The 13,699-nt window shown below is 60.3% G+C and carries 7 protein-coding genes; 6 read left to right on the forward strand and 1 reads right to left on the reverse strand.

The window, feature by feature from the left end; genetic code table 11:
- Positions 1–9 precede the first annotated feature (9 nt).
- From UNPA324_RS29110 to UNPA324_RS29130, 5 genes are read left to right on the forward strand one after another with little or no spacing between them, the layout of a single operon-like run.
- Positions 10–6,675 carry a DUF4082 domain-containing protein gene (locus UNPA324_RS29110; protein WP_349630219.1) on the forward strand — a complete coding sequence of 2,222 codons (6,666 nt, stop codon included), beginning with the start codon at positions 10–12 and terminating at the stop codon, positions 6,673–6,675.
- 10 nt (positions 6,676–6,685) lie between these two features.
- Positions 6,686–7,021: a hypothetical protein gene (locus UNPA324_RS29115; RefSeq protein ID WP_141937338.1), complete on the forward strand. Its 336-nt coding sequence runs from the start codon at positions 6,686–6,688 to the stop codon at positions 7,019–7,021.
- Positions 6,999–9,203, forward strand: a complete 2,205-nt coding sequence (locus UNPA324_RS29120) for a peptidase domain-containing ABC transporter (protein ID WP_141937340.1) — start codon at positions 6,999–7,001, stop codon at positions 9,201–9,203. The genes UNPA324_RS29115 and UNPA324_RS29120 overlap by 23 nt, the downstream gene beginning before the upstream one ends.
- On the forward strand, positions 9,200–10,627 hold the full coding sequence (locus UNPA324_RS29125; protein WP_141937342.1) for an HlyD family type I secretion periplasmic adaptor subunit: 1,428 nt from the start codon (positions 9,200–9,202) through the stop codon (positions 10,625–10,627). The genes UNPA324_RS29120 and UNPA324_RS29125 overlap by 4 nt, the downstream gene beginning before the upstream one ends.
- Positions 10,628–10,653: 26 nt before the next feature.
- Positions 10,654–11,826 carry a hypothetical protein gene (locus UNPA324_RS29130; protein ID WP_246667240.1) on the forward strand — a complete coding sequence of 391 codons (1,173 nt, stop codon included), beginning with the start codon at positions 10,654–10,656 and terminating at the stop codon, positions 11,824–11,826.
- 7 nt (positions 11,827–11,833) lie between these two features.
- Here the strand turns inward: UNPA324_RS29130 and UNPA324_RS29135 are convergent, their stop codons facing one another.
- On the reverse strand, positions 11,834–12,721 hold the full coding sequence (locus UNPA324_RS29135) for a glycosyltransferase family 2 protein (RefSeq protein ID WP_141937344.1): 888 nt from the start codon (positions 12,719–12,721) through the stop codon (positions 11,834–11,836).
- A 181-nt stretch (positions 12,722–12,902) separates the two neighbouring features.
- Between UNPA324_RS29135 and UNPA324_RS29140 the strand changes: the two genes are divergently transcribed.
- Complete coding sequence (locus UNPA324_RS29140; protein ID WP_128918304.1) at positions 12,903–13,697, forward strand: WecB/TagA/CpsF family glycosyltransferase; 795 nt, start codon at positions 12,903–12,905, stop codon at positions 13,695–13,697.
- Positions 13,698–13,699: the final 2 nt, after the last annotated feature.

Below are 13,699 nucleotides of genomic sequence, written 5' to 3' on the forward strand. Positions count from 1 at the left end.
AGGCTGGCCATGTTAAATCAGAAGGCGAGCGTCCTTTATCGAGCAGCAAGGCTTCTCCTCGCGGAAGAGGGTGATTTCGCCCAGATAAATGCGGGCTTGCCGGATGCGCCGCCCTGGAAAGCGACCTGGAGCAGAGACGCTGCTTGGTTGTGGGGGACGGCAGGCACGCTGACGCGCCCCGACGGCATCGGCTCGCTGCTGTCTTCCGGCGCCGATCCGCAAGCGTTGGTCGCGCCATCTCGTTCGCGCGCCGGTGCGACGCATTGGATCAATTCGAGCGGCGGCTATTGGAATATGGCCGCGAACTGGAGTGCGGGCATTCCAAACGCCGCGTCGGGCGCCGTCATCGACGCGCCAGGATCCTATGTTGTCACGACCAGAGCCAATGTCGATGTAGGCAGTTTGTTCGTTGATGCAGGCGTGACGATCGCGCTCGGGCGGGAATCGTCGTTCGTCGTGGAAACTGACGCCATCAACAACGGGAGCATCAAGCTCGGATCGTCTGGCGGCCATGGAGCTGCCACAGCGGATTTTAAAGGCGATGTCCGCGGGTCGGGCGCCTTCGCGATCTCGGACAGATCGTCGCTGGAGATCGGAGGCGCGGTCTCCGGGCAGTTCGTGAACGGTTCGTTTGACGGAATAACCGTCTCGTTCGAGACGGAAGTCGGCACCCTGATCCTCGATCACTCCGCCCAATTCCACGGCCTGATCGGAAGTTCGTCGCAGGATCGAGCGCTTTCGGATGGCAACCTGATTGACCTCAAGGATTTCGCCTTCACGGCGACGATGTCAGCGTCGGTTCACTACGACCAGAGCTCAAACATCAGCACGGTCGATTTCAGCAACGGGGCCGGCAATGTCACCCTGTTGTTTTCCGGGAACGACCCAAATTGGACCTTTGCAAGCGATGGACTGGGCGGCACCATCGTTGCGGATCCGGTGACGAACCCGATCGTGCTGGAGAATCAGAAGCAAGGCACATCGCCAAGCATTTGGCAGATCAGCCCTGGCGCGGACTCGACGAAAATCCAGGGATTCACGACGGCGATAAGTACCAATATCGGGGGCACCGTTCAATTCAAGATCAACAACCAGACGGGCAATCCGAATTATCGAATCGATATCTACCGGCTGGGATATTACGGCGGCAACGGCGCCAGACTAATTACGACCGTACAGCATCAGGCCGCAACTTCGGTGGTGCAACCGGCGCCATTGAAGAACGCATCGACTGGCCTCGTCGACGCCGGCAACTGGAGCGTGACCGACTCTTGGAGCATGCCGATTGACGCCGTTTCCGGCGTGTACATCGCCAACGTCATCGACGGAACGCAGATTTTCCAGATTCCGTTCGTCATCCGCAACGATGCGTCGCACAGCGCTGTGGTGTTTCAGACGTCCGATCAGACGTGGCAGGCTTACAATCCCTGGGGCGGAGCCGATCTTTACGCCGGCAACGGACCGGGCATCAACGGTTCGGCCTATGCCGTAAGCTACAACCGCCCCATTACGACACGGGACGGCGGCCTATACGGCACCTCCAACGACATGGTTTTTTCGGCGGAGTATCCGGCGATCTACTGGCTCGAGCAGAACGGATACGACGTCTCCTACATCTCCGGTATCGATGCCGCGACCAACGGATCGCTACTGCTCAACCATCAAGTCTATATGGATGTCGGCCACGATGAATATTGGACCGACAGCCAGTTCTCCAACGTCCAGGCGGCCGGCCATGCCGGCGTCAATCTGATGTTTCTCAGTGGCAACGAAGTGTACTGGCAAACGAGACTTGCGCCCAGCATCGATGCCAGCCAGACGGCCAACCGCACCCTGATCACGTACAAGGACACCCATGCCAATCAGCTGATCGATCCAACTGGAACGGCGACTGCCACTTTCATGGACGCGCGCTTCGCGTCGACCGGAGGCCTGTCGGGAACCCCCTCCAATGCCCTCACCGGCCAGGTATTTCAGGTGGACTCCGATCGCACGGATATTATCCGGATTCCGTACGACATGACGAAACTGCGCTTCTGGCGCAATACGTCCGTTGCCAACACGCCGGTGGGCCAAACCGCCTCGCTGGTACAGAACCTGCTCGGGTACGAGTGGGATTCTTCGCCGGATAACGGCTTCCGCCCGGCTGGACTGGTCAGTGTGTCGTCTTCGACGCTGCAGATCACCGGCCAGTATCTCCTAGACTACGGCAACACCACCGGCAACGGAACAGCAACTCACAATCTGGTCGAGTTTCGTGACCCGGTCAGCGGTGCCCTTGTTTTCGGGACCGGTACGGTGTTCTGGTCATGGGGCCTCGCCTCCGATCACGACCAGGTGACAGGGTCTGCAACGCCAATCGATCCGAATGTCCAGCAAGCGACGGTCAATGTGCTCGCCGATATGGGCGTGCAGCCCGGGACGTTGCAAGCGAGTCTGGTCATTGCTTCCCAATCGACTGATCGCACTGCTCCGACATCCACCATCACGAACGTCTCGGCCAGCAGCATCTCGGAGGGCCAGTCGGTTACCGTCACAGGATCGGCGAGCGATGTGGGCGGTGTCATCGGCGGCGTTGAAGTCTCGACGGACAGCGGGAAGACGTGGCATCCCGCCAGCAGCAGGGTCGGCATCTCGAATGTGACGTGGTCGTATACATTCTCCGCTGGCGCTTCCGGCCAGTACACCATAAAGAGCAGGGCGGTGGACGACAGCCTCAACCTCGAGACGGCTGGCTCGGGCGCTGCTTACACCGTCACGCCTTCGTCGAACCTGACGATCTTCAATTCGACCGATACGCCGGCCGTAATCACAAACAACGACGCCGGCGCCGTAGAGTTGGGCATGAAATTCGTCGCCGCCGAGTCCGGCGACATCACCGGCATCCGGTTCTACAAAGGGCCGCAGAACACAGGGACGCATCTGGGCGATCTCTGGACCACGAACGGCGTACTCCTTGCGAGCGCCACGTTCACCAGCGAAACCGCGAGCGGTTGGCAACAGGTGAACTTCGCGACACCGGTCCATGTGCAGGCCGGGGTCACCTACATCGCCTCCTATCACACGAATACCGGTCAGTACTCTACGACCGACTTCTATTTCGACAATGCCGGCCATACGCACGGTCCACTGACGGCGACAGGGAGCGGCCTCAACGGTGTCTATGCCTACGGTCCCGGACCGCTTTTCCCGAACACCGTTTCGATTGTGAAGGCTCAAAATTATTGGGTCGATGTCGTCTTCAGAAATACCAGCCAGCAGCCGCAGGCCAACAATGACAGTGGTTTTAGCGTAACTGAAAACGGTGTTCTGACTATTCCGGCATCGGCGCTGCTCGCCAATGATACGGATCCGGCCGGCCTGTCGTTTTCGATCACCGGCGTGAGCAGCCCGATCAACGGGAGCGTAAGCTACAACGCTCAGACCCAGACAGTGACGTTCACTCCGACCGCGAATTACGCGGGACCGGCGCAATTCTCCTATACGATCACTGACACGAGCGAGGCCACCGGAACCGGCCAGGTTCTCCTCAACGTCAACTATCCCGTCTCCGCGCAAAGCCTGTTCGGTACCAACGATGCGCCGAGCGTGGCCAATTCGGGCGATACGAGCTCCGTCGAGGTCGGAGTCAAGTTCTCCGCGTCTGTGAGCGGGACGATAACCGGCCTCCGCTTCTACAAGGGATCGTCGAATACCGGAACCCATGTCGCGCATCTCTGGAGCTCGACGGGAACGGTCCTTGCTACGGCGACCTTCACGAACGAGACGGCCAGCGGCTGGCAGCAGGTCAGTTTCGCGAGCCCGATCGCGATTTCCGCGGGAACGACTTACGTTGCTTCCTATCACACTGGAGGTAATTATTCCGACACTCAGAACTACTTCACGAGCTCAGTTACGAACGGCCAGTTAAGCGCACCAGCGGCCGGGAATGGAGTGTACGCCTACGGAACCAGCGCATCATTCCCGACCAACGTCTACAAATCGACCAACTACTACGTTGACGTGGTCTTCAACGGATCCGCCGGTACGAACACGCCGCCGACCGCCGTTGCCGACACTGGCGACGCCACCGAGAAGGGCGGGGTCAATAACGGCACCGGCGGCTCGCCCGCCACGGGCAACGTACTGACCAACGACACCGATCCGGACGCCGGCGACACCAAGACCGTGACTGCAGTCAGCTTCGGCTCGACTTCCGGCACGCTCGGCTCGGCGCTGAACGGAGCGCACGGAAGCCTCGTGCTCAACGCTTCAGGCGTCTTCACCTATACGGTCAACGAGACAGATCCCGCCGTGCAGGCCCTGCGACTCGCGACCAACACGCTGAGGGACGTCTTCAATTACACGATGCGTGATACCGCCGGAGCGACATCGTCGACCACGCTCACGATCACCATTCATGGCGCGAACGATGCGCCGGTACTGGCGGTCCAGACCGGCAACCAAACTGCGACGGTGGGGTCGGCGTTCTCGCTAACGCTGCCAGCGGGCACCTTCACCGATGTCGATTCCGGCGATTCACTCACTTACGCTGCGACAGCGGCCGACGGGTCGGCACTTCCCGCCTGGCTGACCTTTAACGCGTCAACCCGAACCTTTAGCGGTACGCCATCGTCAACCGATGTCGGCACGCTGGGTGTGAAGACAACTGTAACGGATCTCGGCAGCCTCACTGCAAGCGAAACGTTCAATATTGTCGTGACGACGACTGCGAACACTCCGCCAACTGCGGTCGCCGACACGGGCGACGCGACCGAGAAGGGCGGTGTCAATAACGGCTCCGGCGGCTCACCCGCCACGGGAAACGTCCTGACCAATGACACCGACCCGGACGCGGGCGACACCAAGACTGTGACTGCGGTTAGCTTCGGCTCGACTTCCGGAACGCTGGACTCGGCGCTAAATGGAGCGCACGGAAGCCTCGTGCTCAATGCTTCAGGCGCTTTCACCTATACCGTCAATGAAACCGATTCCGCAGTCCAGGCCCTGCGGCTTTCGACCAATACACTGACGGACGTCTTCAACTACACGATGCGTGATGCCGCCGGCGCGACATCGTCGACCACGCTCACGATCACCATTCACGGCGCGAACGATGCGCCGGTGCTGGCGGTCCAGACCGGCAATCAAACCGCAACAGCTGGGTCGGCGTTCTCCCTGACATTGCCGGCCGGCACATTCACCGACGTCGATTCTGGCGATTCACTCACCTACACGGCAACCGCGGCCGATGGCTCGCCACTTCCTGCCTGGCTGACCTTCAACGCCTCGACCCGGACCTTCAGCGGCACACCGACGTCGGCTGATGTCGGCACGCTCGGCGTGAAGGCCGTCGCGACTGATCTCGGCGGCCTCGCGGCCAGCGAGACGTTCAATGTAACTGTAAGCACGGCTCCCACGACGGTTAGTCTGTTCTCGAGCTCCGACACACCGGCGACACTGTCCGACCCCGATGCCTCGCAGGTCAATCTCGGTGTGCGATTCTCGTCTTCGGCGGCCGGTACGATCACCGGAATCAAGTACTATAAGAGCGCCAATGACACAGGCACCCATACCGCCTCGTTGTGGAGCAGCACGGGAACGCTATTGGCGAGCGCGACGTTCACGAATGAAACCACCAGCGGATGGCAGACGGTCACATTCAGCAGTCCCGTGTCCATTTCGGCCGGCACCACTTATGTCGCGAGCTTCCATAGCAATGGCCACTATAGCGATACCACGAACTACTTCACGACGGCCCATACTAATGGACCGCTCACGGCTCCTTCCAGCAACAATGGTGTCTACACCTACGGTTCGAGCAATCTGTTCCCGACCAGCACCTACAACGCTACCAATTATTGGGTGGACGTGGTGTTCAGCAGCTCGAGCAGCGGCACCAACCAGTCACCGATAGCGAGCAACGATAGCGGCTTCAACGCGACCCAAGGGGTTCCGCTGAGCATCTCCAGTGCCTCGCTGCTTGCAAACGATACCGATCCGAATGGCGACCCGTTGACGATTACAGGGGTCAGTGGAGCCGTCAATGGCACCGCCAGTTTCAACACCCAGAACAATACGGTGACGTTCACATCGGCGAGCAATTACACCGGGCCGGCCTCGTTCAACTACGCGATCTCGGACGGGCGGGGCGGCACGGCGAGCGCAAGTGTGGCCGTGACCGTTCACGCGCCGTCAGCAAGCACTGTAAGCCTGTTCAGCTCGAATCCAACGCCCAGCGTGGTGACGGTGAATGATCCGAATTCGGTTGAGCTCGGTATGAAGTTCCAGGTGTCCACCACTGGCGACATCATGGGACTGCGCTTCTACAAAGGACCATCCAATACCGGCACTCACGTCGCCGATCTTTGGAGCAGTAGCGGGACCCTGTTGGCGACCGCCACATTCACCAATGAGACGGCGAGCGGCTGGCAACAGGTCAATTTTGCGACGCCGGTCACCATCACGGCGGGCACGACCTATCTCGCCTCCTACCACAGTGCAGGAAATTACTCTGACGATCCGAATCTCTTTGCCAGCTCGGTAACCAACGGACCATTGACAGCCCCGTCATCCGCGTCCAGCGGCGGGAACGGCGTCTATGCATACGGATCCGGGAGCCTCTTCCCCACCAACACCTTCAACGCGACGAGCTACGCGGTTGACGTTCTCTTCAGGCCTCAGCTCGCAGCATAGGAGAACCGCAATGCATGCCGAGATCTATACAGACGGGGTTGACGAGGTCACGATTGGCGGGTCGATCGTTAGGGTGGACCTGATCAGTCTCTCGCCCACGGAACGTGACGCCAACAACGCGCCCAAGAAAGTCTTTTGCCAAAGGCTGATCTTCTCAGCGGAGGCGTTCGCGAACTCCGTGGAGGTGATGCAGAACGCGCTTCAGGGTCTGGTCGACTCTGGAGTCGTCCAGCGCTCTCGGCCGAGAGCGTCGATTGTCGCGCCACAGGCGAGCGCGCAAGTCGAGCCCGTCTCGCCAGTTTCGGACAACTCACGATCTCCAAATGTCTCAGCCAACTTCCGTTGAAATTGGCAGCTGTGAACCGGCGCCGCCTCTGTCGGAGGACGAGCCGCGTCGGGCTGCTCAAACCGCACTTGAATGCCTGTCGAAGGTCGCCGCCCATCACGGTATCGATCTGCCGTCCGACCGCCTGCGGCATGCCTATGCTGTCGACGAGACCGGCATCTCGATCGATCTCTTGCTGCGCATGGCTCATGAGGCGAGCCTTCGCGCCTGCACGGCGCAGCTCGATTGGAAGGCCATATGCCAGCTCGGCGAAGCCTATCCGGCCCTTGTTCAGCTCTCGAACCTGAACTGGGTGGTCGTGCTCGGAGCCGGGCCGGAATGCGACGCGGTAACGGTGTTCGATCCACTGGCCGAGCGGAACTCTGAGCACCTGCTAATCGATGCGGACCGCTTTTGCGCCAAGTGGTCCGGAAAGGTCGTTCTGTTCAAGCGCCAGAGTTCTCCATCGCGGGACCAGAGGCCCTTTGGGCTGCGCTGGTTCATACCCGAAATGCTGCGGGAGTGGCGGCTCTTTTCCGACGTCGCAATTGCTGCGGTGTTCCTCTATGCGCTGGGGTTGGCGCTTCCGATCTTCTTTCAGCTCGTCATCGACAAGGTCCTTGTCCACGAGAGCCTCACGACACTCTACGTGCTCTCGGGTGGCGCGATCCTAGCACTCTGCTTCGACGCCATCTTCAGCTTCTTGCGACGCTACCTGCTGCTCTATGCCACGAACAAGATCGACATCCGGGTCGCGACCAGGACGTTTCGGCATCTCTTGGGACTTCCGATAACCTTCTTCGAGCGCATCTCGGCCGGCGTCTTGGTGAAGCACATGCAGCAGGCCGGACGAATCCGCGAGTTCCTGACCGGCCGTCTGTTCCTGACGGCCCTAGACGCGTTGTCGCTGGTCGTCGTCCTGCCGATCCTCGCGCTCTACAGCATCAAACTGACGTGTGTTGTTCTGGCCTTCACGGCCGTTAGTGCGAGTGTGATCGCCATCTTGATGGGACCGTTCCGCCGGCGGCTCTACCAGCTGTATCAGGCCGAAGCCAGTCGCCAGGCCTTGATGGTCGAGACCGTGCATGGCATGCGCACCGTGAAGTCGCTGGCCATGGAGCCAAGCCAGAACAGGGCGTGGGACGATCGCTGCGCGCAATCGGTCTCGATGCGATTTGGCGTCGAAAAGATCTCGGCGGGCGCTCAGGCGCTGACCGGGTTCCTCGAGAAGATGATGACGCTTGGTATCGTGGCCTTGGGTGCGCTCGACGTCTTCGGCGGCGAGATGACGATCGGCGCACTGGTCGCCTTCAACATGCTGGCGGGACGGGTTTCGGGGCCGCTGGTGCAGATGGTGACCATGGTGCACGAATATCAAGAGATCGCGCTGGCCGTTAAGATGCTCGGCGAGGTCATGAACAGGGAGCTGGAACGGGACGGCCATCGCGAGGGCCTGCGGCCCGATTTCGCCGGGCAGATCGAGTTTGAAAACGTCACGTTTCGCTATGGCGAGGGACCGCCGGCGCTGGACGAGGTGTCGTTCTCGATCCCTTCCGGCTCGATCTTCGGAATTGTCGGCCGGAGCGGTTCGGGCAAGACGACGCTGACGCGGCTTATCGCGGGAATGTACCCGGTGCAGCGGGGATTGGTGCGCATCGACGGTCACGATTCGCGTGAGATCGACCTCGCCCACCTGCGGCGGAATCTCGGGATCGTGCTCCAGGACAATTTCCTGTTCCGGGGTACAGTGCGCGAAAATATCGCCTGCGTGAGGCGCGACGCCCCGTTCGAGGAGGTCGTCCGGGCGGCTCAGCTCGCCGGTGCCGACGAATTTATCGAGCGGCTGCCGAGAGGGTTCGATACCGTGCTCGAGGAGCAGGCATCAAACCTGTCCGGGGGGCAAAAGCAGCGGCTCGCCATCGCGCGGGCCTTGATCGTCAACCCGCGTATCCTGATTCTCGATGAAGCCACGAGCGCGCTGGATTCCGAGAGCGAGACGATCATTCGGCGCAATCTGCGGCGAATCGCGGAGGGACGAACCGTCATTATCGTATCGCACCGGCTTTCGATGCTGTCGGACGCAAGCCAGATTTTGGTGATCGACCGTGGCCGGATCGTCGATGTGGATCGTCATGACGCGCTGCTCTCGAAATGCACCTTCTACAGGCATCTCTGGAACCAGCAAACGAGGCAGGTCGCATGACCGCGGCTGAAAAGACCAGAGCTGAAGCAGCCCCGGGCAGATCCGGGCCTCCGTCCGATCGACGGACGAGACGCCGGCTCTTGAACTCCGGGCCGACAGGGGCTCGCGTTGTCGCGCGATTTCAGTCCGACGCAGCCGAGATCGAGCAATTGACGCCACCGCGGCTGGGACGGATCACGCTCTATTGTGTCGGCGCCCTGATCGCTGCGGCGGTCACATTCGCATGCGTATCTCGCGTTGATATGATTGTGACTGCCCAGGGTAAGTTGATCACGACGAATCCCAACCTGGTCGTACAGCCGCTGGAAACGTCGGTCATTCGGGAGATTCGGGTCAAGGCCGGCGATATCGTGAATCACGGCGACGTGCTTGCGGTTCTCGATCCGACGTTCTCTCAGGCCGATCTTGCCCAACTGCGCGGCCGCCTGGCAGGCCTCGACGCCTCCATCGATCGGCTGCGAGCCGAGTTGGACGGCACGGATTATGGCGTCGATGAGACGGCGAATGCCGACCAAGCTCTGCAGAGAAAGGTATTCCTGCAGAGGAGGGCGGCTTACGACCTTCAGATCCAGAACTACGACGCGCAGATTGCGTCCGCACAGGCCAATCTCAAAACGGCGCAGAACGAGGAACTGGTCCTGGCTGAGCGGCTGGATACGATGCAGTCCATTGAAGCCATGCGGAATGCGTTGATGGCCAAAGAGGTCGGTTCAAGATTGAATTTCCTGCTGTCACGCGATGCGCGGTTGGAGGTCGAAAGCAACCTGGCGCGAGTTCGTGGCAGCATCGTCGACAACACGCATCGTCTGGACAAGGCCCGTGCAGACCAGAAGGTGTTCGCCGCCGAGTTTCGCCGCACTGCCTATCAGGAACTTGTAGAGACCTTGCCAAAGCGCGATGGCACTGCCGAGGAGCTCAAGAAGGCGGAGCTCCGCCGGCAACTGATCGTGCTGACTGCACCGGCGGATGCGGTGGTACTCGACATTGCCAATCGGACGGTAGGTTCGGTGGTCCGCGAGGCCGAGACGTTGTTTGTGCTGGTCCCGCGCGACGAGGCGCTCCGTGCGGAGGTCAACGTCGAGGGAAGGGATATCGGGCAGGTGGCGGTCGGGCAAGTCGTCCGAGTCAAGTTTGAGGCATTTCCATTTCAGAAGTACGGCACTGCGACTGGCGAGGTCGGCGTCATCAGCCGGGACTCATTCTCGCCAGACGCGAAAGCCGAAGGTGCGCGCCGGTCGTCAGCTCCCTATTATCGCGTACTGATCGATCTACGGGACGCGCACCTTCGGCTGCCGGCTGAACGAGTTCATTTGATACCCGGCATGGCGGTCACTGCCGAGATGAAGGTTGGACAGCGGACAGTGATTTCATATTTCCTCTATCCCCTGCTTCGCGGCTTGGATGAAAGCATCCGGGAGTACTGAGCCGGATTTACCATGGTGGACCGTCGATGATGATCAGTCCGAATTCTAGGGTGAAGCTCATAGTGCCCGCTCCAGTGCAGGAGCTGTCGCCAAACTCGCCTCTGGTGAACTACGCCCTTAGGGGGCTGGAACGCTGCTGGTTGCCGAAGGAGCGCCGTTGGTCCCACATTTATCACCTCGACGGGCGCGCCTCGCCAAACGAGTCGATAGCGCAGAGCGACGTGTTCTATACCCTCAATGTCCTGCTTGGAATGTCGCGGGTCGCGCACCTTCCAGCTGATATTGATCTTCCAGAGATATTCCATCGGAACGCCACGGATCTCACCGCGTTTCCCGTGCGCAAATATGCGTTCGGCATGGCTTTGTGGGCCGCCGCCGAACTCCGCCTTCCCATTCCGGATCGGGTAAGGTTCGCGCTGAAAGCGATTCTTTCGGATGAGTCGCAGTGGCGGGCGTTTCGGGCCCAGGACTTGGGTATGCTGCTGACGGGAGTCATCGCGCAGGCCAGGGCAGGCGAGAGGGAGTGGCTATGCTTCGCCGGCCCGCTCTACCGTTTCCTGAAGGAGCGTTTCCATAGCGAGTCTGGATTGTTTTTCGATGCGCCGGCCGGCTTCCGTCGGCGCTTTGCATCTTTTGCGACGCAAACCTACCTTTCAATCGCCTGCTATCAATATGGCGAATTCACTGGAGATGTGTCCGCGCTCGTCATGGCCGACGCCTGTGTGTGCAATTTAATTGCGCTTCAGGGACCCCAGGGAGAATGGCCGTGGTTTTTCGATGCGATGAGTGGCCGCGTCCTCGATTTCTACGAAGTCTATTCGGTCCATCAGTATGGAATGGCGCCGGCCTTGCTGGAATGGGCCGAGCGTTTTGGACGACGGGGAGCGCGGGATGCCCTGGTCAAAGGATTCAACTGGGTGCTTGGCCACAACCAATTGGGCCGCACCATGCTCGTGCCGGAACTTAGCCTGACGATCCGTTCGCAGGTTCGCAAGAATGAACTGAAGACCAGGGCTCCGCGGATGTTGCGCGCGCTCGGGAACGCCTGGTTCGGAAACGGAGAGGCGCTGATCGATCCGGCTCGCGTCGGAGTCCGGCTCGAGTGCCGCAGCTACGAACTCGGCTGGATATTGTGGTCATTCGGCCGCCGTACCGACTTGCGGGATCTGACCGACTACCCGGCGTTCCGCGACACTTGATTCTGGCTTAGCGGTTCCAAGCCACTGCATGGCGACGGCCCAGGTGCGAAAGCATCGTCATGGCACGATGGGCGCGGACGGCACACAGAACTGCGATAGCCTTGAGACGGGCGTCGCTACCGTGAAGGCGGTCACTGGTTAGCACCGTCACAGCGTCTGGCGCTGGCGACGCGAGAACGAGCAAAGCTCGCGCAATCCAGCGCAACCGCCACACCGGCTTACCTTGCGCCATATTGCGATAATGCGCGATTTGCCGGTCCCACTTTGCATACAACTCCTCTAGAGAGCTTCGGGCCGGATGGAAGGCGATCATGTCGGGGATATACCGAAATCGCAGTCCAGCGCGTAGTGCGCGCTGTCCCCATTCCATGTCTTCCGCCACGTCGATGCCGGCGAATGGACCGACGCGATCGAAGTCGCGACGAAACACCGCCATATTGCCCGTTCCGGAATAGCCGTGGCGTTCAATGTAGAGTTTGAATCGATAAGCGAAGACGCTCTCATAAGCCGCAATGGCGCTAAGACTCGCATTTTCCGCCTGCCAGATGCGAACGTCGCCCCCGAAGATCGTGTCGGCCGGCGACGAGCGCGACGCCCGCAATACGCTGTTGAGCCAATCTGGATGCGCTCTGCAATCGGCATCGATGAAGGCAAGCATCTCTCCCCTTGCGACAGCCGCGCCGGCGTTTCGAGCGGGGCCGGGACCGGGATCCGATTCGTACGTCAACCTCACTTTGGGATGAGCGGCAACGACGTCGATCGGGGGCATCGCCGAGCCGTTGTCCACCACGATGACCTCGAACAGGTCCCGGGACAGGGTCTGTGCATCCAGGCTTCGCAAGCAGGCTTCCAGAGCCGCCGCCTGGTTGAGATGGGGAATAATTACCGAAATCATTTCATCGGTCCCTATTTAATTGCCATTTGGAACTTTGCGTATCCGCGGCGCGGCAGCGCTCATTTTTCGCCTGATTGAAGCAATGCATTTAATCCTTGCAATTAAATATTTGCCATTTATTATCGTTATTATAATCTTAAATACAACTTAGGCAAAGTTGCATTTTGGGAGGTCGATTCAAATGCGTGCATCGTTCTTGGCGTGCCCCATCGACCTCCTGACAATGGCGGAGACCGTAGAGTTGGCGCGCGGCGCCATGCGCAGCCGCGGCCGCCTGCAGCACGTGGCGCTAAACGTCGCCAAATTCGTCAAGATGCGATCCGATCCTGTGCTCGCGGCCGATGTCGCCAACAGTGATATTGTCGGCATAGACGGCATGGGGATTCTCTGGGGCGCTCGAGCAGTGGGGCTTCCGGCGAGGGCGCGAGTCGCCGGCGTCGATCTCCTGGCCGAACTGCTCGCAGTATGTGCGCGGGAAGGCTTCAAACCGTATTTCCTGGGAGCTACCCAGGCCGTACTGCATTCGGCAATGCAACGCGCGCGCGAGAGGCATCCCTCACTTGCCTTCGCGGGCTGGCATGACGGCTACTTCAAACCCGAGCAGGAGAGTGACGTCGTTCGGGACATTCGCTCTAGCGGGGCCGACTGTCTCTTCATCGGCATGCCGACACCGCGGAAGGAACGCTTTCTGGCCGCTCACCGCGATGATCTCGGCGTACCCTTCATCATGGGCGTGGGCGGCGCGTTCGATATTCTTGCAGGTACGGTTCGACGCGCGCCTGCACTGGTTCAGAGGCTGGGCCTCGAGTGGTTGTACCGGATCTATCAAGAACCCGGGCGGATGTGGTGGCGATACGCCACGACGAACACGCTGTTTGCGAGCATCCTGGCGCAAGCGCTCGTCAAGCAAGCGATTCAGCATACGCTTGGCGCGCCGGGCTCCGTCCCTCCGGGCGCGAGCCGGATCGGAGGGTGAGA

Source organism: Bradyrhizobium sp. UNPA324 (assembly GCF_006658635.1).
Taxonomy (GTDB): domain Bacteria; phylum Pseudomonadota; class Alphaproteobacteria; order Rhizobiales; family Xanthobacteraceae; genus Bradyrhizobium; species Bradyrhizobium nanningense.

What these genes read in the sequence shown, in the direction of transcription:
- UNPA324_RS29125 (WP_141937342.1), top strand. Translation starts at nt 9,200, where the DNA reads ATGACCGCGGCTGAAAAGACCAGAGCTGAAGCAGCCCCGGGCAGATCC.
- UNPA324_RS29115 (WP_141937338.1), top strand. Translation starts at nt 6,686, where the DNA reads ATGCATGCCGAGATCTATACAGACGGGGTTGACGAGGTCACGATTGGC.
- UNPA324_RS29110 (WP_349630219.1), top strand. Translation starts at nt 10, where the DNA reads ATGTTAAATCAGAAGGCGAGCGTCCTTTATCGAGCAGCAAGGCTTCTC.
- UNPA324_RS29140 (WP_128918304.1), top strand. Translation starts at nt 12,903, where the DNA reads ATGCGTGCATCGTTCTTGGCGTGCCCCATCGACCTCCTGACAATGGCG.
- UNPA324_RS29135 (WP_141937344.1), bottom strand. Translation starts at nt 12,721, where the DNA reads ATGATTTCGGTAATTATTCCCCATCTCAACCAGGCGGCGGCTCTGGAA.
- UNPA324_RS29130 (WP_246667240.1), top strand. Translation starts at nt 10,654, where the DNA reads ATGATGATCAGTCCGAATTCTAGGGTGAAGCTCATAGTGCCCGCTCCA.
- UNPA324_RS29120 (WP_141937340.1), top strand. Translation starts at nt 6,999, where the DNA reads ATGTCTCAGCCAACTTCCGTTGAAATTGGCAGCTGTGAACCGGCGCCG.